Source organism: Micromonospora vinacea, assembly GCF_015751785.1.
Lineage (GTDB): Bacteria > Actinomycetota > Actinomycetes > Mycobacteriales > Micromonosporaceae > Micromonospora > Micromonospora vinacea.
In genome coordinates this window covers 2682922-2705633 of the sequence record NZ_JADOTY010000001.1, presented here as the reverse complement: position 1 = coordinate 2705633, position 22712 = coordinate 2682922, and the positions used below count along the sequence as shown (strand labels likewise).

The 22712-nt window shown below is 72.6% G+C and carries 27 protein-coding genes, 1 tRNA gene and 1 pseudogene; 9 read left to right on the top strand and 20 right to left on the bottom strand.

Features of this window, described 5'->3' with window-relative positions; genetic code table 11:
- Positions 1 to 29 precede the first annotated feature (29 nt).
- The gene (locus IW249_RS13055; protein WP_196920969.1) at positions 30 to 299 is read right to left on the bottom strand and encodes a hypothetical protein; all 270 of its coding nucleotides are present in this window, start codon (positions 297 to 299) and stop codon (positions 30 to 32) included.
- Positions 300 to 496: 197 nt separating this feature from the next.
- On the opposite strand from IW249_RS13055, the gene IW249_RS13050 reads away from it, so the two are divergent.
- Both IW249_RS13050 and IW249_RS35000 read left to right on the top strand, forming a co-directional pair.
- Entirely contained in the window at positions 497 to 1153 is a 657-nt protein-coding gene (locus IW249_RS13050) for a 4'-phosphopantetheinyl transferase family protein (RefSeq protein ID WP_196920968.1), read from the top strand.
- A 203-nt stretch (positions 1154 to 1356) separates the two neighbouring features.
- A complete protein-coding gene (locus IW249_RS35000) occupies positions 1357 to 2133 on the top strand; it encodes a DUF4352 domain-containing protein (protein WP_196920967.1) in 777 nt (258 codons plus the stop codon).
- A gap of 51 nt (positions 2134 to 2184) precedes the next feature.
- On the opposite strand, the gene IW249_RS13040 is transcribed toward IW249_RS35000, so the two are convergent.
- Together IW249_RS13040 and IW249_RS13035 are read right to left on the bottom strand one after the other, a co-directional pair.
- A complete protein-coding gene (locus IW249_RS13040) occupies positions 2185 to 2703 on the bottom strand; it encodes a hypothetical protein (RefSeq protein WP_196920966.1) in 519 nt (172 codons plus the stop codon).
- A gap of 29 nt (positions 2704 to 2732) precedes the next feature.
- On the bottom strand, positions 2733 to 3818 hold the full coding sequence (locus IW249_RS13035; protein WP_196920965.1) for a Gfo/Idh/MocA family protein: 1086 nt from the start codon (positions 3816 to 3818) through the stop codon (positions 2733 to 2735).
- Between the two features lie 59 nt (positions 3819 to 3877).
- On the opposite strand from IW249_RS13035, the gene IW249_RS13030 reads away from it, so the two are divergent.
- The gene (locus tag IW249_RS13030) at positions 3878 to 4597 is read left to right on the top strand and encodes a hypothetical protein (RefSeq protein ID WP_196920964.1); all 720 of its coding nucleotides are present in this window, start codon (positions 3878 to 3880) and stop codon (positions 4595 to 4597) included.
- A 79-nt stretch (positions 4598 to 4676) separates the two neighbouring features.
- Here the strand turns inward: IW249_RS13030 and IW249_RS13025 are convergent.
- The 6 genes from IW249_RS13025 to IW249_RS13000 all read right to left on the bottom strand — a co-directional run bounded on the left by IW249_RS13025 (position 4677) and on the right by IW249_RS13000 (position 11392).
- Positions 4677 to 4750, bottom strand: a tRNA-Ala gene (locus IW249_RS13025).
- Between the two features lie 253 nt (positions 4751 to 5003).
- Positions 5004 to 5780, bottom strand: a complete 777-nt coding sequence (gene sepX / locus IW249_RS13020; RefSeq protein ID WP_372432960.1) for a divisome protein SepX/GlpR — start codon at positions 5778 to 5780, stop codon at positions 5004 to 5006.
- A 207-nt stretch (positions 5781 to 5987) separates the two neighbouring features.
- Positions 5988 to 6638: a GNAT family N-acetyltransferase gene (locus IW249_RS13015; RefSeq protein ID WP_196920962.1), complete on the bottom strand. Its 651-nt coding sequence runs from the start codon at positions 6636 to 6638 to the stop codon at positions 5988 to 5990.
- Between the two features lie 111 nt (positions 6639 to 6749).
- Positions 6750 to 8063: a molybdopterin molybdotransferase MoeA gene (locus tag IW249_RS13010; protein WP_196920961.1), complete on the bottom strand. Its 1314-nt coding sequence runs from the start codon at positions 8061 to 8063 to the stop codon at positions 6750 to 6752.
- Complete coding sequence (locus tag IW249_RS13005; protein ID WP_196920960.1) at positions 8060 to 9022, bottom strand: UTP--glucose-1-phosphate uridylyltransferase; 963 nt, start codon at positions 9020 to 9022, stop codon at positions 8060 to 8062. The genes IW249_RS13010 and IW249_RS13005 overlap by 4 nt, the downstream gene beginning before the upstream one ends.
- 9 nt (positions 9023 to 9031) lie before the next feature.
- A complete protein-coding gene (locus IW249_RS13000; RefSeq protein WP_196920959.1) occupies positions 9032 to 11392 on the bottom strand; it encodes a diguanylate cyclase in 2361 nt (786 codons plus the stop codon).
- An 85-nt stretch (positions 11393 to 11477) separates the two neighbouring features.
- On the opposite strand from IW249_RS13000, the gene IW249_RS12995 reads away from it, so the two are divergent.
- The gene (locus tag IW249_RS12995; protein WP_196920958.1) at positions 11478 to 12155 is read left to right on the top strand and encodes a 5-formyltetrahydrofolate cyclo-ligase; all 678 of its coding nucleotides are present in this window, start codon (positions 11478 to 11480) and stop codon (positions 12153 to 12155) included.
- Positions 12152 to 12358, top strand: a pseudogene (locus tag IW249_RS34245) (FmdB family zinc ribbon protein); the annotation flags it as partial. The gene IW249_RS12995 and the pseudogene IW249_RS34245, both read left to right, overlap by 4 nt.
- 14 nt (positions 12359 to 12372) lie before the next feature.
- On the opposite strand, the gene IW249_RS34240 reads toward IW249_RS34245, so the two are convergent.
- Positions 12373 to 12579: a hypothetical protein gene (locus tag IW249_RS34240; RefSeq protein ID WP_231394647.1), complete on the bottom strand. Its 207-nt coding sequence runs from the start codon at positions 12577 to 12579 to the stop codon at positions 12373 to 12375.
- Between the two features lie 333 nt (positions 12580 to 12912).
- Between IW249_RS34240 and IW249_RS12985 the strand changes: the two genes are divergently transcribed.
- Positions 12913 to 13233, top strand: coding sequence for a hypothetical protein (locus IW249_RS12985; protein ID WP_196920956.1), 321 nt, complete (start codon positions 12913 to 12915; stop codon positions 13231 to 13233).
- A 57-nt stretch (positions 13234 to 13290) separates the two neighbouring features.
- Here the strand turns inward: IW249_RS12985 and IW249_RS12980 are convergent, their stop codons facing one another.
- Positions 13291 to 13473 (bottom strand): hypothetical protein, encoded by a 183-nt coding sequence (locus tag IW249_RS12980; protein ID WP_112581848.1) that lies wholly within the window; start codon positions 13471 to 13473, stop codon positions 13291 to 13293.
- 105 nt (positions 13474 to 13578) lie between these two features.
- Here IW249_RS12980 and IW249_RS12975 point away from each other — a divergent pair, with 105 nt between their 5' ends.
- Positions 13579 to 14013, top strand: coding sequence for a hypothetical protein (locus tag IW249_RS12975; RefSeq protein ID WP_196920955.1), 435 nt, complete (start codon positions 13579 to 13581; stop codon positions 14011 to 14013).
- 53 nt (positions 14014 to 14066) lie between these two features.
- On the opposite strand, the gene IW249_RS12970 is transcribed toward IW249_RS12975, so the two are convergent.
- On the bottom strand, positions 14067 to 14549 hold the full coding sequence (locus tag IW249_RS12970; RefSeq protein WP_196924767.1) for a DUF2231 domain-containing protein: 483 nt from the start codon (positions 14547 to 14549) through the stop codon (positions 14067 to 14069).
- A gap of 201 nt (positions 14550 to 14750) precedes the next feature.
- On the opposite strand from IW249_RS12970, the gene IW249_RS12965 reads away from it, so the two are divergent.
- Positions 14751 to 15179: a Fur family transcriptional regulator gene (locus tag IW249_RS12965; protein WP_196920954.1), complete on the top strand. Its 429-nt coding sequence runs from the start codon at positions 14751 to 14753 to the stop codon at positions 15177 to 15179.
- A gap of 78 nt (positions 15180 to 15257) precedes the next feature.
- A complete protein-coding gene (locus tag IW249_RS12960; protein WP_196920953.1) occupies positions 15258 to 16115 on the top strand; it encodes an oxygenase MpaB family protein in 858 nt (285 codons plus the stop codon).
- 21 nt (positions 16116 to 16136) lie between these two features.
- Here IW249_RS12960 and IW249_RS12955 read toward each other — a convergent pair whose 3' ends face one another.
- The 8 genes from IW249_RS12955 to IW249_RS12920 all read right to left on the bottom strand — a co-directional run bounded on the left by IW249_RS12955 (position 16137) and on the right by IW249_RS12920 (position 22650).
- A complete protein-coding gene (locus tag IW249_RS12955; RefSeq protein WP_231392503.1) occupies positions 16137 to 17087 on the bottom strand; it encodes a RecB family exonuclease in 951 nt (316 codons plus the stop codon).
- A 13-nt stretch (positions 17088 to 17100) separates the two neighbouring features.
- On the bottom strand, positions 17101 to 17715 hold the full coding sequence (locus IW249_RS12950; RefSeq protein WP_091394729.1) for a MarC family protein: 615 nt from the start codon (positions 17713 to 17715) through the stop codon (positions 17101 to 17103).
- Between the two features lie 41 nt (positions 17716 to 17756).
- Entirely contained in the window at positions 17757 to 18629 is an 873-nt protein-coding gene (locus IW249_RS12945; RefSeq protein WP_196920951.1) for a PHP domain-containing protein, read from the bottom strand.
- A gap of 47 nt (positions 18630 to 18676) precedes the next feature.
- Positions 18677 to 19939 carry a hypothetical protein gene (locus tag IW249_RS12940; RefSeq protein WP_196920950.1) on the bottom strand — a complete coding sequence of 421 codons (1263 nt, stop codon included), beginning with the start codon at positions 19937 to 19939 and terminating at the stop codon, positions 18677 to 18679.
- On the bottom strand, positions 19936 to 20712 hold the full coding sequence (locus IW249_RS12935) for a SigE family RNA polymerase sigma factor (RefSeq protein WP_196920949.1): 777 nt from the start codon (positions 20710 to 20712) through the stop codon (positions 19936 to 19938). Before IW249_RS12935 ends, IW249_RS12940 begins: the two co-directional genes overlap by 4 nt.
- Before the next feature lie 103 nt (positions 20713 to 20815).
- On the bottom strand, positions 20816 to 21691 hold the full coding sequence (locus IW249_RS12930; RefSeq protein ID WP_088951386.1) for a PH domain-containing protein: 876 nt from the start codon (positions 21689 to 21691) through the stop codon (positions 20816 to 20818).
- 6 nt (positions 21692 to 21697) lie between these two features.
- Positions 21698 to 21856 carry a hypothetical protein gene (locus tag IW249_RS12925; RefSeq protein ID WP_007455302.1) on the bottom strand — a complete coding sequence of 53 codons (159 nt, stop codon included), beginning with the start codon at positions 21854 to 21856 and terminating at the stop codon, positions 21698 to 21700.
- 116 nt (positions 21857 to 21972) lie between these two features.
- Positions 21973 to 22650: a DUF6758 family protein gene (locus IW249_RS12920; protein WP_372432959.1), complete on the bottom strand. Its 678-nt coding sequence runs from the start codon at positions 22648 to 22650 to the stop codon at positions 21973 to 21975.
- Between the last annotated feature and the right edge of the window lie 62 nt (positions 22651 to 22712).

The window sequence follows — 22712 nt, the reverse complement described above, 5'->3', positions numbered from 1 at the left end:
CCCCGCCCAGCGGCGGGGCCACCAGAGGCTCAGCTACGCCGGGAGCCTCGCGGCAGCCAGCCGATGAACCGGTCCTGGAGCGACATCACCGGGGCCGCGCGCAGGTCCTCGGTGGCGGCGGCGAGGCAGGAGCCCAGATAGACGCTGAGCATGGCCCGATCACTCCCGTACTCCGCCAGCAGCCGGGTGCGCTTCGTCGCGCACGGCCACTCGTCACCGCAGGAGCCGCAGCTCCAGCAGGGGGTTTTCGGGGCGTGTTCGTCAGCCCGCACCCCCGGCCGTTCCAGACCATCGGTCATCGCGCGTCCTTCCAGATGTCCACGGGACTGGCGGCTGCCGTGCCGGCCAGCATTGATGGTGGTCCCCCCGGAGCCATCAGAGAGGCGCTGCGCGTCCCTCCGGTGTTACATCCTTGCGGTACCTTCGGCGGTCGTGGGAGTCGGAAATTTGACGGTTAACTTGCTGCGTCATTCCTACCGACCAGTAGGTCACCGGAATGCGTGACCTGCTGCCATCGACTGTCGCCGTCGCCGTCGCCGGACCCGAGGACTGGACAGGCGAATTGCTCCCCGCTGAGCAGGCATGTCTCGGCGAGCGGGCGGTGCAGACCCGTCGGCGGGACTTTGCCGCGGGAAGGATTTGCGCCCGCCGGGCCTTGCACGACCTCGGCCTGCCGATGACCGCCGTGCCGGCCGCCGCCGACCGCGCGCCGGTCTGGCCGGCCGGGGTGGTCGGCAGCATCACCCACACCGCCGGCTACTGCGCCGCCGCGGCGGCGCACACCACCGACATCCGGTCCGTCGGGATGGATGCCGAGCAGCATCGCGAGGTCAATCCGGGAGTACGCCGACTCGTGCTGCTGCCGGAGGAGGAGGCCGCCTGCGCCCGGCTACCCGGCGGCACCTACTGGCCGGTCGTGCTGTTCAGTGCCAAGGAGACCGTCTACAAGGTGTGGTACCCGGTGGTCCGCAGCTGGTTGGACTTCCACGACGCCCGACTCGACATTGATCCGGATGCCGGCACGTTCACCGCCCGGATCGCACCGGCCCGGGTGGACGCGGCGCGGGACCACGACGCACCGGCATCGATCACCGGCCGCTTCGTGATCGCCGACGGGTTGGTCCGCACCGCCGCCGCGCTTCCGCTGCGCTGACCTCGTCTGGTTACTCACAGCAATGGATGGGATACCGATCCACATTGGCGTTCGGTAATCAGCCGACCACCGTCCATGCTGGCCAGTGCGCTGTGGCGGCACCCTCGGTGGGACGCCCTCCGGCGTGGCGATTGGGCGCTCCGCCACCCACGGTAACGTCGGAGCGTTCCCGCACCGCACGTACCGAAGCGTCAAGGAGAACGGTGACCCACCCCCAGCCCTCCGTCAGGCCGCACGACCCCCGACAGCCGAACCCGCAGCCGCCGAACCGTCCGTTCGCGGCGACACCGCAGCCGCCGTTCTCGGGGGCTGCGTATCCGGCAGCTGGCGGGTACGCGGATGCTGGCGGCGGATACCGGGCGCCCGGTGGCGCGGGCTACCCGATCATCGCACCACCACCGGCGCAGACGGATCGCGCCAAGAAGTCCGTAGTGGTCGTCGCTGTCACCGCGGCCGTACTCACCCTGCTCTCCTGCGCCGGTGGCATCGTGGCGGTCGTCATCGGCACCAAGGGCACCTCGAGCACTGTGAGCGAGGCGCGGGCCAGTGTTTCCCCGTCGACGCCACCGTCGGTGAACGGCGGCAGCCGCGTCATGTCGCCCGGCGACACCCTGGTCGTCGACGGCGACGCCGGCACCGTCGAGATCACCGTGACGAAGTTCAGCAGCGCCACCAAACCCTGCAAGTCCCACGGGCTGAAGCCCGGCGAGGGCATGTACGTGATCGCCGACGTGACGGTGGCCGTCACCAAGGGCACCGCGTCGACGAACCCGCTCTACTTCCAGTGGGTCGCCGCCGACGGCACCAAGACCACAGCGATCGGTGGGGCCTTCTCCGGCTGCGGCAAACCGATGCCGGCCAGCGACGACCTGACCGCTGGCACAAAACGCACCGGCAGCGTGGTGTTCGACGTGCACGACACCTCGGGCGCGTTGGAGTACCAGGACCAGTTCCGGACCGCCGGTTCCTGGAAGCCGTGAACGTCCGGCAGGCGGGGCTGGCCAGCAGGTCCAGCCCCGCCTCCGGCGTCGTCAGTAGGCGTAGCGGCCGAGCAGGTACACGCTGAGCCGCTTGCCGTCGGGCACCGCCACCACGTCTCCGGTCACGAGGTCCCCCTTGCGCTGGTAGACCTGGTACGACGGCGCGTCGAAGCGCCACCCGATCGTGTCCGGAATGGCCGCGGCGGGAAGCGGGAAACCGGGATCGGTCGGCGCCATCGTCGACGGCTCCGCCGGTACGGCGGCCCAGCCGTCGAGGATCCGGTCCAGGCACCCTCGGGACGTGGTGAAGTGCAGAAACAGCTGGCCCATCGGTCCGGTCATGTCCTCGGCGTTGCTGTACCGGAGGCCGTCCACGTCACACGGCAGGCTGACCTGGTAGTGCGGCAGTATGTCGTCCTCGAAGTCGCCGCGGGTCACCCCGAACACCCCGTCCGGGTGCCGGTAGGGCCGCGGACCCCAGAAGTGCGCGGGCGGGTAGAGCGCCACCGCCAACCCGGCGATCACCAGCCCGATCGCTCCCCAGCGCCAGAGCCGAGCTCTGCGTCTCATGTTCCTTCCCCCGTTTCCTGACGATGGCGCTACCGCCCCCACGCCTCGGTGGCGGTGACGACCGGCCGACCGGTGCGTACCGATTCTTCGATGGCGAGGCTGATCAGGTGGTCCTGGCAGGCTTCGGCGAGCGGATACGGCGCCGGGCCCTCCTCCCGCGCCCACGCCCCGGCGCGGGCGACGATGTCGGCCACCGCGATGTCGTCGTCGGACATCCCACTGCCGACGAACGGATTGCGGTAGACCACGTCGCCGTCGAAGCTGATGTGCTTCAGGTCGAGCCCCTCCAGGTTGAGGTCGAGACCCGTCTGCCGTCGCACGAGGGATGACTCCACCGGCGTGGTCGGGTCGACCAGGCGGATCACCCGGTCGTCCACCAGCTCACCCCGCGAGCCCCGCACCACCAACCGTCGGGTACGCAGCGGGTTCCACCACTGGTTGTCGGTGAAGTCGTACAACCCCATCCGTCCTCCGAAGTCGATGGTCGCCAGGGTGGTGGTGAGCTGCTGCGGGGTGTCGTCGCCGCTCCAGCCGGACGGCGAGAGCGGGTTGGCCAGCGGCGCGACGAAGGCACGTGCGCTGACCTCGGCGCTCTCGTGACCGACGCCGAGCAGGCCGCGGATCAGCGACACGGCGTGGTACAGGTGGGTCGAGGAGATCTGGACCGAGGTCGGCTCGCCGAGCACCCCGGCGCGAACCAGCTCCAGCCGCGCCGCGTGCCCGGGCATCAGCAGGTACTGCTCGGCGACCTGCACCAGACCGCTGCCGCCGACGTCGGCCCAGAGCGAGCGCAGACCCGCCAGGTCGGGGGCGGGCGGCGTCTCGGCGAGCACCGGCACGCCGGCCGCGACCAGCTCCCTGGTCGCCTCGGGTGTCACCGGCCACGGCACCGACACGATGACGAAGTCCGGTCGCTCGTGGGCGAGCAACTCCGCAGTGGTGCGGAAGGTCCGCACGCCCCAGTCGGCCGCCACGGCAGCTCCCCGCGATTCGGTACGCGTCACCACCCCGGTCACCCGGAACCGCTCGGGGAGCAGCCGGGCCAGGCGAAGGAAGAACTCACCCCGCCAGCCGCTGCCGACGATGCCGAACCGGGTCTGGGCCACCGCAGTCATCTGGGCTCCTCACGTAGAGGTCCGGATGCTAACCGTTCTCCTTCGCTACGGTGGTGCCGATGACCACCGACCCGATGCGCGCCGCACCCGTGCTGGCGCCCGACGCGGGACCGCCCCTGGACTACTACCTGGTCCTACCTCGACTCGGCGACCCGGCGACCACTGTGGAGGGCGTCGTCGTCGAGGAGTTCACCCGCCACCACGACTTCACCACGACGGGGCTGAACAGCGCTGCCTGGGCGCCGGAGGCCGGTTGGTGGAGTTCCGCCGCGCTGAGCCGTGGCATGCGCACCGACCCTGAGGTGCTGGCGCGGGTGGTCCCCACCTCCCGTCGAAAGGCCGAGGAGGCCTACCGCGCGTCCGGAGGCGGGCAACTGCCCGACGAGTCAGTGCTTCGTACGCACTTTCTCGACCACCACCCGATCGCCGCCGCCCCACCGCTGCGGCTCGGCCCCGCACAGCCGCCGGCCGGCTTCCATGAGCGGCGGGTGTACCGCGTCCTGTTCGCCAAGGATCTCCGCGCCGAGCAGCTGGCGAGCCTCCGGACGGCCTGGCGGACAGCGACTGTCGCGTCCGCCCCGAGCGGTCGTCTCGACAGCGGTGCCGACCGGATCACCTGGGACCTGCGGCGGGTCGGCCACCACCTCGCCTGGGCTCTCGACGTGACAGTTCTGCTGAGCACCGAGGCGGCCGAGGCGGTGGGCCCGACAGTGACCGGCCTGACCAACGTCCTGCGCGAGCACGGCCTGATACCGGTGACGACCGAACGCTTCGCCTAGCCCGTGGCACCGATCACCGGCCTGCCGGAAGATCGAAAAAGGCCGTCTCCGACTTGCGGAAACGGCCTTTGACCTGGGGTGGAGCTGAGGGGATTTGAACCCCTGACCCCCTCGATGCGAACGAGGTGCGCTACCAGTCTGCGCCACAGCCCCCCGCCGGCGAACCGGCTTCGGTCCCACCCGGCTTACACCGGGCGGGCCGGCAGCAAGGCTAACAGGTCGCCGGCCCCCACCGCGAATCCGCCCCCGGCCCGGCGCTCCGACCCGCCCGAAGATCGACTCTGGTTCCTGGAAATCGGGGCATCCCGGACGCCACGACCACCCGACTTCCAGGAACCCGAGTCGATCAAGCCGGCCGGGGCGCGACCGAGGCCACGACGCAGCCCGGGGGCACGGCGGGACCGCGTCAGGCGCCTCGGCCGGCCTCGTAGGGGCGGCCGCGGAGCCCACCCGACCGCCGGTACGAGACCGATCCGCCGTTGACCGCCGCCGGCAGGTCTCCCGGCCGGTCCAGGCCCATGGCGGCTCGGCGTACCCCCTCGCGCTGGGCGGCCAGGCGGCGCTGCGCCTCCCGGCGGGCGGCGGCCCGGCGGGCCTGCTCCCGGCGCACCTCGGCCTGGCGGGCGGCCAGCCAGGCGGCCTCGCGGGCTCGGGCGCGGCGGCGGCGACGCCCGGCGAGGGCCTGACCGCGCAGGTGGACGACGTACAGGGCCAGGAGCAGGAAGGTGACGCCGAAGCCGATCCAGAAGCCCGGGCTGACGAAGAGCACGCCGATCAGCTCGACGACGTTGAGGAGCAGGAGGGCGGCGAGCACCCGGCGACGCCGGTACACGGCGGGGGTGTGCTGTCGGCGCGGCGGCGGCCGGCGGCGGGAACGCTTCGGTGCGGCGGGCACGGCCCGCAGCCGGCCGGAGCGGCGGGCGGCCGGTGGCGCGGAGACCGGCGCGCTCAACGCTCCGGTAGTCGCATTCTCACTGAGGGTGACGACAAGTGAGCGCGGAGGGTGGACGGGTCGCCGTCCCGGCACAGTGCGGCGCCGCCGGCGGCGCTGGAGCACCCGCGCCGTCGACTGCGCCCGCTCCGCCACCAGCCGCTCGGTGGCGTCGTACCGGCGAACCAGCGCCGGGGCCAGGGCGAGCAGGCCGGCGGCGGCGAGGACGGCGAGGAGCACCGAGGTCGGCACCCTCACCCCTCCCGTCACCGAATTCGAAGCAACCGCCATCCGACCGCAGGATCTTCCACCGATCACGCCTGGGCGCGTGGATCGTCCGGCCGGAGAGCGCTTGCCGCAGCTTGCAGTTACTTGAGGTTACGGCGCACCGACCGGGATGCCACCGCGCCGCGCCGATCCCGTCCGTGGGACGACTCGGGAGGATGTCGGGAAATCCTCCTACCGCGCGGTGGCGCGTACCCGGTGCCAGCGGGCCAGCAGGCCACCCTCGGCGGCGATCTCCTCACTCGTCATCGCGTACCCGATGTGGTCCCGCCATGCGCCGTCGATGTGCATGTAGCGCACGTGGTACGACTCTTCACGGAAGCCCAACTTCTCCACCACCCGCCGGGACGGCCGGTTCTCCGGGCGGATGTTGACCTCCACCCGGTGCAGCCCGCCCGGGCCGAACGCGTGGTCCACGGCGAGCGCCAGCGCCGTCGGGATCACACCCTGGCCGGCGACCCGGGCGTCCACCCAGTAGCCGACGTAGCCGGAGCAGAGCGCCCGCCGCACGATGCTGCCCACGTTGATGTGCCCGACCAGCCGATCCCGGTCGGCCTCCCGCAGGCAGACCGCGAACGGCATGCCCTCGCCCTCGCGGGCCGAGCGCCGCTGGTCACGGTGGACCCAACGGAACGCGGCCGGCGAGTTCATCTCGTCCCAACCGCCGGGCAGTGACGACTCCCAGGGCGCCAACCAGGCCCGGTTGGCCCGCCGTACCTCCGACCACGCCGCCGCGTCGGAACGCCGGTAGGGCCGCAGCAGCACCGGGCCGTCGGCCAGCTCCACCGGCCAGCCCGGTGCCCGCGCGGGTCCGAAGAGACTCACCCGCACAGTCTCCCGCGCGGGACCGTGTCGCGCACGAGTGGCCCCGCCGTGTTCACCGCACACCTCCGACGACCATCCGACACGGGCCGCGAGCGGGCCGGCCGGGACCTGTCACCGCCGGCGGTCCAGCAGCAGGACGTCCACCGTGGAGCCGGCGGCGGCCGTGGTGACCCGCTCGCCGAGCACCAGCAGCCCGTTGGCCTCGGCCAGCCCGGAGAGGGTGAACGGCCCGCCGCTGAGCGGCTGGACCGTGTACCCGCCGCCGCGTCGCTCGGCGACGTGCGCCGGACGGAACTCGCGCAGCCCCGCGGGCGACGACACGGTCTCCAGCAGGTGCGCCCGCACACTGGGTCGGAACACCGGCTCGGCTCCGGCGAGCAGTTGGATGGCGGGGCGGGCCAGCACCTCGAAGCCGATCAGCGCGGCGCCCGGGTCGCCGGGTAGGCAGACCACCGGCACCTCCTCGGCGCCGACAGTGCCGAACCCGAGCGCGGTGCCGGGATAGAGCGCCACGTCGGTAAAGGTGACCGGCCCGGCGCGACCGCCCTCGCGGCGGGACAGGATCCGTCGCACCATGTCCCCGGGGCCGGTGCCGGTGCCCCCGGTGGTGATGATCAGGTCGGCGCGCAGCGTCTGGTCCTCCAGGAGCCCGCGCAGCCCCTCCGGGTCGTCGTCGCAGATTCCCACCCGGTACGCCAGTGCGCCCACCTCGGCCGCCGCGGCGGTCAGCGCGTGCGAGTTCGCGTCGACCACCTGGCCGGGCTGGCTGCCCCGGCCCACGTCGACGAGTTCGTCTCCGGTGGCCACGATGACCACCCGTGGGCTGGGCCGGACCACCACGTGACCGATGCCGGTCGCCGCGAAGACGGCGACCAGGGCCGGGGACACGTAGGTGCCGGCCCGAGCCAGCAGGGTGCCGGCGGGCAGTTCCTCACCGGCCCGGCGTACCCCGTACCCCCGCTTGGGGGTGCGGAAGATCTCCACCGCGGCCATGCCCTGGTCGGTCCACTCCACCGGGACCACGACGTCCGCGGCGACCGGTAGCGGCGCCCCGGCGGCCACCGAGAAGCACGAGCCCGGGGTGAGCCGGACCGGCCGCCAGCTCGCGGCCCCGAGGTCGCCGACCACGTTGAGTCGGATGGTGCGGCCGCCGGGCGTGCCGGAGGGGGCCGGGACGTAGCTCGGCCCCCGGCCCCCTCCGGAAATGTCCTCCCAGCGCGCGGCGTAGCCGTCCACGGCCGCCTGGTCGAAGGCCGGGAAGGCGTGCGGCGCGACGACGTCCTCGGCGAGGACGTTGCCGTGCGCCTGGGTGAGGTCGAGGTCGAGTGGCGGCAGCGCGCGCAACCTGCGCAGCACGTTGCCCAGGTAGTCGGCGAGCGGCGTCAACTCGTTCGCGGCCGCCTCGGCGTCGGCCGTCGCGGTCATGTACCAGATCCGCCTGCCGCGTCGGCCTTGACGAAGTCGGCCAGCCAGGACCGGAACTCGGCGCCCAGGTCGTCGCGCTCGGCGGCGATCTGCACCACCGTCTGGAGGTACCCCAGCGGCATGCCGGTGTCGTAGCGGGTGCCCCGGTAGACGATCGCGTGCACCGGGGTGCCCTCGGTACGCAGCAGCTCCATCGCGTCGGTCAGCTGGATCTCGCCGCCGCTGCCCGGCTTGGTCCGCCGGATCGCGTCGAAGATCTTGCCCGGCAACACGTAGCGGCCGAGCACCGCGAGGTTGCTCGGGGCATCCTCGGGCTGCGGCTTCTCCACCATCCCGGTCACCTTGACGACCTCGCCGATGTCGGTCAGCTCCGACTCGGCCGGCTCGACGGAGGCGATGCCGTACCGCTTGGTCTCGGCCGGGTCGACCTCGAAGAACGCGAGCACCACACCGCCGGTGCGGGCCTGCAACTCCAGCATCGCCGGCAGCAGCGGCTCCGACGGCTTGACGAACTCGTCGCCGAGCAGCACCGCGAAGGGCTGGTCACCGACGTGCGACTCGGCGTACCCGATGGCGTGGCCGAGGCCGAGCTGCTCGGGCTGCCGCACCGTGTAGATCTCGGCCAGTTCGCTGGGCCGACGCACGGCGGCCAACCGCTCGGAGTCGCCCTTCTCCTCCAACCTGGTCTCCAGGTCCGGGCGACGGTCGAAGTGGTCCACCATCGACGTCTTACCCCGACCGGTGATCAGCAACACGTCACCGATGCCGGCCTGCGTGGCCTCCTCGACGATGTACTGCAACACCGGCCGATCCACCACCGGCAGCAGTTCCTTGGGCACCGCCTTGGTAGCCGGCAGGAACCGGGTGGCCAGTCCGGCGGCCGGGATGACGGCCTTGACCGCCAGGGGACGGCCAGTTGCGGCGACCGTCGATGAGGGGTTCGCTGAGTGCTCCGACATGCCGCGAGACTATCGGCCACGGCTCTGCCGCGGCGGGTGTGGCCCAGAAGACGCGCCGCCACCCGGCCCCGGCCGCGTCGCGTCCGGGCCGGCGCGCGCCCCGCCCGTCGCGCTGTCCGGCGTGTCGTCGTCCGAATCCGGTCGGGCGCGCGCCGGGCCCGCCAGCGATGATTCCGGTACGCCCACCGCCGGGTCGGACCGGGCGGGCCCGCCCGGCTCCCGGATGGCCTGCACGGGCTGGCCGGCGCGCGGCAGCCCGTCGGGTGGGCTCACGGCACACGCGAGCACCGGAATTTCCCGGGTCGGCAGATCCGAGCGCACCTCGGCGACCCGGTACGTGTCGCGGCCCGCCGCCTTGGCCGCGTAGAGCGCGTCGTCGGCGGCCTCCAGCACCTCCCGCCCGGTGCTGCCGTGGTCCGGGAAGACGGCGATGCCCACCGACACGGTCACCAGGACCGGCCCGGCGTACGCCTCGACGGCGATGGGTGTGTCGCGGACCGCCGCGCCGAGCCGTTCCGCCACGATCGCCGCACCCCGCGCGTCGGTCTCCGGCAGCAGCAGCACGAACTCCTCACCACCCTGGCGGAAGGCCAGGTCGACCTCACGGATCTCCCCGCGCACCCGGCGGGCGAACTCGGCCAGCACGGTGTCCCCCGCAGCGTGCCCGTAGGTGTCGTTGACGTCCTTGAACCGGTCCAGGTCCAGGGCGAGGACGCTGAGCATCCGCCCGAAGCGGCTGGCCCGTTCCACCTCCCGACGGATCGACTCACGCAGGTAGCGGTAGTTCCACAGTCCGGTGAGGGGGTCGGTGAGGGAGAGCCGCTGCGCCTCCTCGTGCACCCGGACGTTGTCCACTGCCACTGCCGCGTGGCCGGCGAAGGTGCGCAGGGTGGCCAGGTCGTCGTCGTCGAACTCGTCGGCGCCCAGCCGGTCGTAGAGGGCCAGCACACCGAGCGCGGCCGCCGCGCCGGCGTCGTCGGTCGACCCCGAGGGTCCGCCGAGGGTGGTCGTGGCACCGCCGGCCGGGGCGGCGAACGGAACCGCGACGTACGTGCGGCAGCGCGGCTCACCCGTCGGCGCCTCGGTCGGCTCCGACCGGCCCCGCTGCGGTTCCCCGGTGGCGGCGACCTCACCGACCACGCCGACGCCGACCGGCACCCGGAGCGTCGGCGGCCCGTCCGCCTCCTCGGCGGGCCAGCGCCCGTCCAACCCCTCGGTGCACTGCGCGACGAGCACCCCGCCGGTCTCCACCAGCAGCACGGCGCCGGCACGTGCGCCGGTCGCCCCGATGGCACTGCGCAGGATCACTCGCAGGATGCGTTGCAGGTCGTGCGTGCTGGCCAGGGTGTCGCCGAGCACCGCGAGGTGCCCGCGCAGCTGATCCCGGTTGCTGGTCAGCGCCGCGACGTAGGAGCCGGTCTCCCGGGTCATCCGGTTGAACGCGGCGGCCAACCGCCCCAGCTCGTCGCGACTGCGTACCGGCACCCGGGCCGTCAGGTCGCCCTGGGCCACCCGGTCGACCGCGCCGGCCAACTCCGCCAGCGGCCGGGTGGTCACCCGCGCCAGCCGCCATGCGGTCAGCACGGCGAGCAGCCCGGCCAGCACGACCACCCCGACGAGCGTGGCGTGCAGCCCGGGTGGCCGTTCACTGGGCACGGAGAGCACCAGTGGCAGCGGCTGCGCGTCGGAGGGCCTGAGCCGGCGCACGTACCGTCCCTCGTTGGTCTCGGTGACCTGCTCGCCCCGGACGTCAACGGCGGCGGCCAGCACCGCGTCGCGTACGTCCCGGGACTCGGTCGTGTGGGTGACCCGCGCGGCGCTCGCCCCGCTGTCGAGCAGGGTGACCGCCACCCCGGTCACCGCCGCCAGTCGGGCCACGAAGGCCGGGTCGACGAGTTGCGCGGCGGTCACAGTGCCCAATCGGGTGCCGGCGCGATCGTGCAGGTCGACCTGGGCGGCCAGCGCACGGACCGGGCTGGTCGGGGCTCCGTTCGAGCCCCCGTTCGCGTTCGGGCCCTCGGTGGAGCCGGCGCAGTGCTGCCACGGGGTCGACGGCGCACCGGGCGAGACGTAGGTGACCTGACCGGCCACGTCGGTGATCAGCACCGCGGCGGCCAGGCCCCGGCCGACCAGTTGCGCGGCGGCGACGGCCGGATCGGCGGTGAGCGCCACCGCGTCGGCGGTGGCGCGTAGCTGCTGGCAGAGCGCGTCGACCGAGGTACGCACCGTGGACGCCGCCACCGCCAGACGCTCGGTGGAGCGGCTGCGGTCGACCGCCGCGACGGTGGAGGCGACGAAGAGCGCGCCGAGCAGGACCGGCCCGAGCACCACCACGAGGAAGGCTGCCGTCAACCGCCCGCGTAGCGTCACTCGGTCCCCCCGGAAGTTCCGCCTCCGTTGCTTGCGATGCTGACACAGAGCAACCGTGGGAGAGGCGTTGCGTCAGGAGTGTTGCGTGCCGGAATTTTCTGATGAAGCGGAAGTGACCCGGATGGCGAAGCGGGACACCCGCGTCGACCTGCTCGCTCGCCGCCGGTCGCTGCCCGCCACGACGAGGGCGGTCGCCGCCGGGCGCGTGCAGGCCGAGCTGGTCGCGCTGGTACGCCGGCTGCGCCCGAACCGGATGACGGCGTACGTGCCGGTCGGCTCCGAACCGGGCGGCGCCGACCTGCCCGAGGTCCTGCGGGCGGCGCTGCCGGTGGACGCCGAACTGCTGCTGCCGGTGCTCCTCCCCGACCTGGATCTGGACTGGGCGGCGTATACCAGGCCGGATGCCTTGATCGCGGCGGGTCGGGGTATCCGAGAACCGTCCGGTCCCCGCCTCGGCGTGACCGCCGTGGCGCACGCGGAGCTGGTGGTCGTGCCGGCTCTCGCTGTCGACCACAACGGTCGGCGGCTCGGGCGCGGCGGCGGCTCGTACGACCGTGCCCTCGCCCGGGTACCCGAGGCAGCCCTGACGGTGGTGCCCCTGCACGACGGTGAGCTGGTCGAGGCGCTGCCGGCGGAGCCTCACGACCGCCGGGTGCGCGCGGTCGTCACTCCCGCCGACGGGGTGCGTACGCTTGACGGCGGCCCGGGTGCGGCGCACGGTGTCGCGCCCCACACGTCCGCTGGACGAACCCGGGGCGAATGACGCACCATTGGCACTCGAATACGTCGAGTGCCAACTGGCTGAGCCCAGATCCGGAGGAGAACGTGCCCACGTACCAGTACGCCTGCACCACGTGCGGTCACCAGCTCGAGGCGGTGCAGTCCTTCTCTGACGAGCCGCTGACCGAGTGCCCGGCGTGTCAGGGGCGGCTGCGCAAGGTCTTCAACTCGGTCGGCATCGTCTTCAAGGGTTCGGGCTTCTACCGCACCGACTCCCGGGCGTCCGGCTCCGAGACGACGGCCGGCGGCACGGCCACCAAGCCGGCAAAGTCCGAGTCGTCCTCCGGTGACAGCTCGTCGTCCTCGTCGTCCTCTTCGGGGTCCTCGTCCTCGTCCGGGTCGTCCTCGGGCTCGTCTGGGTCGTCCTCCTCGGGGTCGTCCTCCTCGGGTGGATCGGGCGGCGGCAAGGCGGCGGCGGCAAGCTCCGCGTCCTGATCGACGAAGGCCCGGCCCCCACGGGTCGGGCCTCAATCAACTCGGTCGCCGCCTCAGCCGGCCGGATGATCCACTCGGGCTTCAGGAAGTCGGCCTGTCCCCGTCGCGCTGACCGCCCGGATTCCTTGATCGCGAGTCGATCAGGGCGGGTGCCTAACAGATTGAACCGGCGGATGGGCGTTATCCACAGGCCGCGCGGTTGTCCACAGGCGGCGGCCGGAGGGTGGGTCGAGGCGGCGGGAAATGCCTAGCCTGCCGTCCATGGGTGCCAGTGCGGCACTCGGGGACGGGAGGCGGCAGAGGCGATGCTCGATCCGAATTCCGCGCGGGCGTTGCGCCCGCTGCGCCGGCTCAACCTGCCCGGCGGGCGCACAGTGCTTCGGGCCGGTCTGGTCGCCGCGCTCCTCGGCCTGGCCGCCGCAGTCCTGCACACCCCGGCCGAATGCCCACCGACCGCCGTGCCCTCCGACGCACCGTCGGTCGCGGACGACACGGGCCGGCAGGTCGACGGGAGCCGATCGGCCGAATCCAGCAGGACGGGCGTCCCCGACATCCCCAGGTCAACGAGCGCCCCGGACGAGTCGGCCGCAGAACCCGGCCGCGTAGGCCCCGGCCCGCCGGCCTAGCCGGATCGGCGTCCCGCGCCGGATCAGGGTCGTGGGGAGCTGGCCGAGCCGCCGGGGTCAGTCCCAGTGCGGGGGGCGTTCGGCGAGCAGCCAGTCGTCGTTGCCGCCGGACCGCTCGCCCCAACCACGGTCGGTGTCGTCGGAGGTCTGCTCGGGCAGCACCACGAAGTCTTCGCTCAGGTCGACGGCGCGGTCATCGTCTCCACGTACGCCGTGCGTGCCGGGGTCTTCGGTGCTCACGAGCGGCAAGACTAGCGCAGCCGACGGCGGTGGACCGGGCCGTCTACCGTGGCACGCCGGCCAGAAGCGACCGGGCCGCCGGTGGCGTTGGTAGCGTCGGACGGCGTGACGACCCCCAGCGGTGGCAGCACCCCGGACGACTACTGGCGACGGCCCGACACCGGCGACGACGCCGTGGCGGACCGACCTCCCGCCGCGCCCGCGGCCACACCACCGTCCGGGCCCACCAACCCGCCCACTAGCGGACCCAGCACCCCGCCCACGACTGGGCGTCCTTCCAGCGGGCCAACTGGCGCGCCACCGGCCGGGGGTCCTGCCGAGGGATACTCCGGCCCGCCGCCGAGCGTGCCGCCGCCGGCGGGTTGGCGTCCACCCGTACATCTGCAGCCGGCGCCGCCGCGACAGTTGCCGCCGCAGGACATGGCCGACCTGGACGCGGCCGAGCAGCGCTCGCAGCGGGTCACCTACGGCTTCGGCGCGGCGGCCGGGGTGGTGCTGCTGGTTCTACTCTGCCTGCTCTGCTCGCGAGTGATCTTCTGATCCTCACCCCGAGGGGCAGCAGCACAGAGGGCAGCAACAAAGGGAACAGCAGCTCAGAGGGTGGTGCCCCAGACGGTCTCGGCGCCGGAGTGGCCGGTCAGGTAGACGTAGATCAGGGCGGCGATGGCGAGCCCCACGGCCGCTACCGACAGCACCGGGGTGACCAGCGCGGGCAGCTGCGGCACCCGGGGGTGCCCACTCGTCGCCACGAGCAGCAGGATGGCCACGATCCCGAGCGGCACCACGATGCGGAACAGAATGTCACCGTAGCGGGAGTGCTCGAAGATCTGATCGAGGATCGGTCCCTGGAAGCCCCTTGCCACCAGCGCGTCGGTGAGTGCCTCACCTGATTTGACCGCGACGTAGGCGGTCACCGGCGCGGCCACGGCGAGGAGGCCCAGGGCCCAGTCCAGTCGGTGCCGCCAGCGCGGCAGCCCCACGTACGCGACGGCCAGCACCGCCAGCAGCGGCACGAACACGACGACCGCGTGGATTACCAGGACGTGCACCGGTAGACCCAGGATCTCCTCGAACATCGAACCCTCCAGGTGGATCATGGTCGGGGGTGGTCAGCCTATGGTCCGCCGATCCTCCCCCGGCTCTCGACCGGACACACGCGCGCCGCGTCGCTGGGGTTCACCCTCCGGGCCGTACTCCCGATCTCGCCTGGCTGTGTCGGTGGCCACCCGGAGCGTGCGACGGTTGTCGATGCCGACCGGGCGTGCTGTCATTGGCCCATGTCCGGTGCCGAGGAGCTGCTGCGGTCGAGGGGCCTGCGGGTCACGCGGCCACGCCTCGCGGTGCTCGACGTGCTTGCCGATGGCGGCCACCTGGAGGTCGACGAGATCACCCGGCGGGTTCGCGAACGCCTCGACTCGGTGTCCACCCAGGCGGTCTACGACGTGCTGGGTGCGCTGTCCCGGGCCGGGCTGTCGCGCCGGATCGAGCCCGCGGGCAGTCCCGCCCGCTACGAGGCGCGGGTGGGCGACAACCACCACCACGTGGTCTGTCGGGGCTGCGGCGAGATCGCCGACATCGACTGCGCGGTGGGCAGCGCCCCGTGCCTGGAGCCGAACACGGCCCACGGGTTCGAGGTGGACGAGGCCGAAGTGACCTTCTGGGGTCTCTGCCCGGGCTGCCGGGCCCGTCGCTCCGCCGACGTCTGACCGGCGGCCCCACGGTCCAGGTGCGGCACCGGCGGCACGTGGTCGGCGTGGCCGGCCCGACCGTGGCACTCTTGACCGGTGGACTCCGATGACCTCGGCCTTTTCGGTCCGGGTTCGGTCACGTGGAAGGTGCACGAGGAGCCGATCCTGATCGTCGCCGGCCTGCGCTCGCTCTACCTTCAGGCGTTGCACCCTCGGGCCATGGCCGGGGTCGCGCAGAACAGCAACTACCGCACCGACGCCTGGGGCCGCCTGGTCCGCACCGCCACCTACGTGGCGACCACCGTGTACGGGACCACCTCCGAGGCGCAGGCCGCCGGGGCCCGCCTGCGTCGTCTGCACGACCGGATGCGGGCCACCGACACGCTCACCGGTGAGCAGTTCCGGATCGACGAACCGGACCTGCTGCGCTGGGTGCACGTGACCGAGGTCGAGTCGTTCCTGAGCACGGCCCGACGGGCCGGGCTGCCGCTGAGCGACGACGAGGTGGACGGCTACTACACCGAGCAGCGCCGCGCCGCCGCCCTGGTCGGCCTGGACCCGGCCACCGTTCCGGGCACCGCCGCCGAGGTCGCCGACTACTACGGGGCGGTACGGCCACAGTTGCGGATGACCCGGGAGGCCGCCGAGACGGCGGTGTTCCTCACCGCCCCGCCGCTGCCGTGGAAGCTCAGCCTGCCGGTCCGGTTGGGGCTCACGCTGGGCCCTCCGCGCTGGGCGTACCTGGGGATTGCCGGCACCGCGTTCGCGCTGCTGCCGACGTGGGCGCACCGGATGTACGGCGGTCTCGGTCTACCGACCACCGCGCTGTCGGCGGACCTGAGCGTGCGCGCGCTGCGGCTCGCGTTCGCTGCCGTCCCCCGCCGCTACCTGGAGGGGCCGTTGATCCAGGCGGCCAAGGAGCGGGCCGCGCGGCACGCAGCGCTGGCCGGCTGACCCGGCCCTCGGCGCGGGGAATCAACCGTCGGCGGGCCGGTCCATGGCCGCCCACGGCTCCTTGCCCGGGGCCTGCGCGCCCGCCGGGCAGTGCCGCCGGAAGTCGCACCAGCCACAGCGCGGGCTGGGTGCCACCGGGAAAGCCTCGTCCGCGTCGGCGCCGTCGGCGACTGCCCGTTCGGCGGCCATGATGTCGCGGGCCGTCTCTTCCGCGCGGGTCAGTTGTCGGGCCAGCGACTCGACGGTGTGGTCGTGGCCGGCGACCGTGCCGGTCGGCAGGTGGTGCAGCTCCACCCGGCGGCACGGCCGACGGAACACCCGCTCGGCGGCGTACGCGTAGAGCGCCAGCGCCTGCGAGCCCCGGGCGTCGTCCGTGTCCAGCCCGGTGCGACCGGTCTTGTAGTCGACGATGACCAGCTCCGGCCCCTCCGGGCCGGGCCGCGAGTCGATCCGGTCGGCGCGACCGTTGAACGCCAACACCGCGGTCTTGACCGCCACCACCCGCTCCACGCCGAGCGGGTCGGAATCCGGCTCCAGCGTCTCGACGTACGCTTCCAGCCAGCCCAACGCCCGCCGGTAGGCGGACCGCTCCTGCTCGTCGTCGCGGTAGCCCTCGCGGACCCAGGTGCCCTTGAGCAGCGTGGCCAGCGCCTCGGGGCGCCGCCGGTCGGCGGGCAACGCGTACCAGTTCTTCAGGGCGGTGTGCACGCTGGCGCCGAGCGAGTTGTGCGCCCACGGCGGGCCCTTGGGTGGGGCGGGCCGGTCGACGTAGGAGTAGCGGTAGCGACGCGGGCAGTCCGCGTACGCGCCGAGCTTGCTCGGGGTGCAGACGAACAGCCGCTCCGGCATGCCCTCGAAGCCGAGTTGCTCGGCGTCGCCGGCGCGCTGCCGTGGGGCCCGACCGCCGGCGGCCGGCCGCCCCGCTGATGAGGATCGTCGCACGCCTGCGATCCTGCCATCCACCCCCGACATCGCGCGCGTGCCGTCAGGCCATGTTGACGTACTGCGTGACGAAGGCGGCCACCGCGTCGGCGATGAGCTGTACGGCGATCGCGGCCAGCAGCAGGCCGGCGATCCGGGTGAGCACCTCGATCCCGCCCGGCCGGAGGATCTTCACGATGCCGCCGGAGAAGCGCAGGACGATCCAGACGGCGACCATCACGGCGAGGATCGCCACGGCGATGGCGCTGAACTCGCCCAGCCCGTCGGCCTGCTGGACGAAGAGCATGGTGGCCACGATGGCGCCCGGGCCGGCCAGCAGCGGCGTGCCCAGCGGCACCAGCGCGATGTTGGAGGTGACCTGCTGGCTCGGGTCGTCGGCCTTGCCGGTCAGCAACTCCAGGGCCACGAGCACGAGCAGCAGCCCACCGGCCGCCTGCAACGCCGGCAGGTCCACGTGCAGGTAGTCGAGCAGGGTCTGCCCCGCCACCGCGAAGATCACGATGACGCCGAGCGCCAACGCGACGGCCTGCCAGGCCGCCCGGTTGCGGTCACGGGCGGGCAGCGGGCCGGTCAACGCCAGGAAGATCGGCATCATGCCCGGCGGGTCGGTGATCACCAGCAGGGTCACGAAAACCTCGCCGAACAGCTTCAGATCCACGTGATCAACCTAGCCGCGCCGCGATGGGCGAAATACCCGGATCACCCCGAAGCGACCTCGGTCACCCCCTCGGCGACGATCCGCTCGTACGCCTCGACGCTGGTGCTGAACGCGCCGAGCTGGACGGTCTTGTGGGTGCCGTGAAAATCCGAGGAACCGGTGACGAGCAGGCCCAGCTCGTCGGCGAGTGCCCGTACGTGTTCCCGCTCGGCCGGGGTGTGGTCCTCGTGGTCGACCTCGAGCCCGGCGAGCCCGGCGGCGGCCAGCTCGACGATCAGCTGGTCGGGCACCACCCGGCCACGTCGGGTGGCCCGCGGGTGGGCGAAGACCGGCACCCCTCCGGCCGCCCGGACCAGTCGAACGGCCCGGAACACGTCGATGTCCTCCTTGGGCAGCCGGTACCGCTCGCCCAGCCAGTTCGGGCCGAACGCCTCCCGGACGCTGCCGACCAGGCCGGCACGGATGAGTGCCTGCGCGAGGTGCGGGCGTCCGACGGTGCCGCCACCCGCGCCGGCCAGGATGTCCGACCAGTTCACGTCGATGCCGTCGGCCCGCAGGAGGTCGACCATCCGTTCGCCCCGCTCCTCCCGGGCGGCCCGGACCCGAGCCAGCTCGGCCACCAGCTCCGGGTGGTCCGGGTCGAACAGGTACGCGAGCAGGTGCAGCGGCACCGCCGGCTGCGTGCCGGACCAGCGACACGACAGCTCCGCACCCCGGATCAGACGCAGTCCTGGTGGCAGCGCGTTCACTGCGGACGCCCAGCCGGCAGTGGTGTCGTGGTCGGTGATCGCCAGCACGTCCAGCCCGGCGTCGAAGGCCGCGCCGACCAGCTCGGCAGGGGTCAGGGTGCCGTCGCTGGCCGTGGAGTGGGTGTGCAGGTCGATCCGGGGGGCGGAGCCGGTACGCGAGGTCACCGCCCGACGTTACCGAGGAAACAGCGAGCCCGGCTCACATGGGCGGGTCAGAAGCCCTGCACCAGGATCGGCCGATCGTCGGCCGACACACCGGGCACTGCGGCGGGGCTTGCGGGCTTTCCCGCCCGCACCTCGCCGACGTCGACCCGAACCAGCTTCCCGGCGCCGTCGAGGTAGGCGGCCCGGGTCTCGTCGCCCCACACGACCGCACCGGTCATCGGAGGCCCGGCCGTAACGGCGCTCACACCCGGCCCGAGCCGTTGCAGGTCGACAAGCAGGGACCGGCCGGTCTTGCCGGTCCCACCGTTCACCAGCAGCCACCGCCCGTCCGGCGAGACCCCGCCGATGCCGTCCCGGCTCAGGTCCGGACCGCAGCCGGTGCGTACCGGGTCCAGCTGACGTGTCGGGGCGAGGACCGCGAGGCAGGTCCGGGCCGGATCGGTAGTGGCCACCTGCCCGACGAGCCGCCCGTCGGGCAACCGCCCGTAGACGTTGAGGCTCTTCTGCTCAAAAGCCCCGGGCAGTGGGCCCGCACCGGGCCGCCAGAGGGTGTGACCGGCGCTGGCCGGGTCGAGTCGGACCAGCACGCTGTCGGCGACGAACCGGACGGGCTCCGCCGCTGCGGGCACCGGGGTGCGCACCGCCCCGATGAGTTGGGTGCCGACCACGCCCGCCACCAGCAGGTCGTCTCCGTCGCGCCAGGCGACCTGGAGGCTGTCCGGAGCCAGGACGATCGCACCCGCCCCGGCCAGCAGCACCTGCACCAGCCCGTCGTCCTGCACCACCCACAGGGAGCGTCCTGCGGTGCTCGGCGCGCCCACCACCAGCCAACCGCCGCCGCTGGGGAGGGGCTGGACGCGTTCGGCGGGCCCGACCTCGGGCAGCACCAGCCGCCGTCCGTCGGCGTTGACCAGCGTCTCGCCGACGAGGAGAGCGTTCGACGTTTCGGGCGATGGGGCGGGGCCGGGAATGCTGGCCGTCGGGAGCGGTCGGTTGGTCGGGTCCGGGTCGCCGATCACCACGATGGGTGACCCGTCCCGCCTGGTCTCGGCTCCGAACTGGGCCATGCCGGCACTGAGCAGCACTGTGGTGGCCGCCGCGAGGGCGAGGCCGGCCGCGGTGCGTCGACGCCGGATCCGGTTCGCGCGGCGGATGGCCTGGCCCGCCGGATCGACGCTCAGCGGGCGGGCAAGGGCGACCCGGTGCGAGAGGGTCTCCCGCACCGCACCTTCCAGTTCGTCAGGCCGCACCTGGTATGAACGCCGTGGGCCGTCCGTCAGGTTGTCGGCCCGGCCTGGCAACTCGCTCACTGCTGGTCCCCGGGGCCCGTGCCGACGGGCACGGCCGCCGGGGCGGTGGGCAGCACGACCTGCGGGGTGATCGAACGCGGCACGGCGGGGCGCGGAGCGGCCGGGCGGGGTACGGGTCGGCCGGCCGACCGCCCCGGCCCGGGTGTGGCAGCGGCACCGGTGACCGGGGCCCGTCCGGTGCGGGAACCCGAGCCCGTCGTCCGGCCGGCGGTCGCGGCCGACCCACCGGCGGCGGGTGCCGACCGGCCGGCGATGCCGGCTGCGGCGGCGAGGTCCGGTGCGTCAGCACCCATTCGTCGACGCAGCGTGGCCAGCGCCCGGGAGGTCTGGCTCTTCACCGTGCCCGGTGAGATGTCCAGCATCGCGGCGGTCTGCGCCTCCGACATGTCCTCGTAGTAGCGCAGCACCAACACCGCCCGCTGCCGGTTGGGCAACTCGCGGAGATGCCGCCAGAGCAGGTCACGGTCGAGTTGCTGCTCGATCTCGTCGACACCGGCCCGCTCGGGCAGCACCTCGGTCGGGCGTTCGCCGTGCCAGCGCCGCCGCCACCAACTGGTCGACGTGTTGACCATCACACGGCGGGCGTACGGCTCGACCGCCTCGATTCCGCCGAGCCGCTTCCACGCGAGGTAGGTCTTGGTCAGCGCCGTCTGGAGCAGATCCTCGGCCGTGGCCCAGTCTCCGGTGAGCAGGTAGGCGGTGCGTAGGAGCGCGGCGGAGCGGGCCGCGACGAACTCGCGGAACTGCTCCTCCAACGAGTCCTTGCTCGCCACCGCCCACCTCCACACCCCTGCCGTCCTGGCAGAGTGCCACGTCAGAGGCGCTCTGGTCCATGACGAAAGGTGCGCACTTGCTCCGATGTTCGGTCGAAAACCTTCACGCCCCGTCGTCGGCCTTGGCCTCGTCGGCCTCCTTGCCGAGCCGCGCCTCGACCGCCTGCGGCTCGTACATCTCCTCGACGACGCGCAGGTAGAGCTCGTTCGGGTTGGGTAGGTTCTTGATTTCGCGGAGCGCCTGCTCCTGACCGGCGGACTCCAGCACGAAGGTGCCGTAGTTGAGCGCTCGGCCGGTGGGGGTCTGCTCGTACTTCATGTCGGTGACCCGGACCAGCGGCATCATCGCCACCTTGCGGGTGACGATGCCGTTGACCACCATGACCCGCTTGTTGGTCAGGATGAAACGGTCATACCACCAGTCGGCGACCTTCCACGCCACCCAGCCCATCACCGCGAACCAGAGCAGCACGGCGATGGTGGTCAGCGCGCCGACGTCCTGGCCGGCGAGGAAGCCGGAGAGGTAGCCGAGCACGAAGGTCGCCGCGACGCCGATCAACAGCGGGTTGGTGAGGTGGATCCAGTGTCGCTTCCACTCGCCCCGGTAGCGCTCGGTGGGGAAGAGGTAGCGAGCCACCAGCGAACTGGGCTCGTCTTCCAGTGGCAGCACCCGCCGAGGGGTCGAGCCGGTCGCGTCGGCGCGCAACCCGGCCAGCTCGTCCTCGGAGATCTGCGGCGGCTGGTAGCTGGCCTCCGGATCACGGATCCACCCCCGACCGGAACGCCCCTGACCGGCGTAGCCGGGCCCGTCGCCGTAGCCGACGTCGTCCGAAAGGGACGGACCGTCGGACAGGCCGGGACCGGCCCCGTAGCCCGGGCCGTCATCAGGCCCGATCCGCGGGATCGGCTCGGTGTCACGCTCGCGGCGTTCCCGGTCGGGGTCGTCCGGGTCGAAGGGTGGACCGGAGGGGCTGCCCATCGGCGGCTAGGCGACGAGGCTGGTGAAGAAGTCGCCGAACCCCTGGGCGATATCCATGATCCCGCCGCCGAGCGACTTGAACACGTCCGCCGCAGAGTTTGGCCGGTAGGCGACGAAGAAGATCAAGAATGCGATTCCGGCCCAGGTGAGGACCTTCTTGACCATGGCGGGCCATCCTCTCGCGCGGCGCCGGGTCCCATTACCGCAGCGGCACCCAGAGTATCAGTGTGGTGTCGTACAGTGAATATCTGCGTCCGTTCTCCGTCAATCCGGAAGAGTTGTCAAGCTCTACCAGGTAGATACGGGGACGGTGCGCCGTACACGAGCTCGGGGGGAGTCCACTCGGTCAGGTCGTGTAGCACGACGTCTTCCGCGAGCAGGTGACCCGCACTCGCCGGCCAGGCTATCGCATGGAGCCACATTCCCCGAGCCTCGCCGGCGTACGCGCTTCGATCCGTTGGTGAATTCACCAACCACAGTGGAGTAGGGTGCCCGCCGACCTTGATCTTCGCCTGTCCGACGTGGTCAGGGTGACCCGGCCCCGGGTCGGTCAGCGCGTCGACCAACTCCGGCCCCGGATCCGGGCCGGTCAGTCCGGCGAGTCGGGTGCCCAGGCCCACACCGGGTTCCTCGGCCACGAAGACCAGATCGGCCGGACCACCGCCGAACGGCGCCGGGCCCGCGCAGGCCACAGCGGTCGCCCGCACTCCCGTCCGGTCGTCCCCGGCGTACGCCACGCCGGTGAGCGTCCAACCAGGCGGCAGCGGCCACGGGCACCACAACGGCGTCACCGGTGGATCGCCGCTCGCGGTGATCTGTTCCACCACGCTCGCCACGATCTCCGCTCCGATGTGCTCGGGCACGTGCAACGGCGGCACTGGGCCGCACTGCACACACCTCGAGTCGGTGTTCATCAGATCCGGCGCCCGTACCGGGCCCCCGCATCTCGGACAACTCACCGCGACACTCACATCCCCACCGTTCACCCGGACCGCCGGCACGTCAAGCCGGAACGTCCGAT

What these genes read in the sequence shown, in the direction of transcription:
- IW249_RS12930 (WP_088951386.1), bottom strand. Translation starts at nt 21,691, where the DNA reads ATGGGCAGCCCCTCCGGTCCACCCTTCGACCCGGACGACCCCGACCGG.
- IW249_RS13005 (WP_196920960.1), bottom strand. Translation starts at nt 9,022, where the DNA reads ATGTCGGAGCACTCAGCGAACCCCTCATCGACGGTCGCCGCAACTGGC.
- IW249_RS13040 (WP_196920966.1), bottom strand. Translation starts at nt 2,703, where the DNA reads ATGAGACGCAGAGCTCGGCTCTGGCGCTGGGGAGCGATCGGGCTGGTG.
- IW249_RS12925 (WP_007455302.1), bottom strand. Translation starts at nt 21,856, where the DNA reads ATGGTCAAGAAGGTCCTCACCTGGGCCGGAATCGCATTCTTGATCTTC.
- IW249_RS12985 (WP_196920956.1), top strand. Translation starts at nt 12,913, where the DNA reads ATGCTCGATCCGAATTCCGCGCGGGCGTTGCGCCCGCTGCGCCGGCTC.
- IW249_RS13055 (WP_196920969.1), bottom strand. Translation starts at nt 299, where the DNA reads ATGACCGATGGTCTGGAACGGCCGGGGGTGCGGGCTGACGAACACGCC.
- IW249_RS13030 (WP_196920964.1), top strand. Translation starts at nt 3,878, where the DNA reads ATGACCACCGACCCGATGCGCGCCGCACCCGTGCTGGCGCCCGACGCG.
- IW249_RS12955 (WP_231392503.1), bottom strand. Translation starts at nt 17,087, where the DNA reads ATGTCGGGGGTGGATGGCAGGATCGCAGGCGTGCGACGATCCTCATCA.
- IW249_RS13010 (WP_196920961.1), bottom strand. Translation starts at nt 8,063, where the DNA reads ATGACCGCGACGGCCGACGCCGAGGCGGCCGCGAACGAGTTGACGCCG.
- IW249_RS12965 (WP_196920954.1), top strand. Translation starts at nt 14,751, where the DNA reads ATGTCCGGTGCCGAGGAGCTGCTGCGGTCGAGGGGCCTGCGGGTCACG.
- IW249_RS13035 (WP_196920965.1), bottom strand. Translation starts at nt 3,818, where the DNA reads ATGACTGCGGTGGCCCAGACCCGGTTCGGCATCGTCGGCAGCGGCTGG.
- IW249_RS12970 (WP_196924767.1), bottom strand. Translation starts at nt 14,549, where the DNA reads ATGTTCGAGGAGATCCTGGGTCTACCGGTGCACGTCCTGGTAATCCAC.
- IW249_RS13050 (WP_196920968.1), top strand. Translation starts at nt 497, where the DNA reads ATGCGTGACCTGCTGCCATCGACTGTCGCCGTCGCCGTCGCCGGACCC.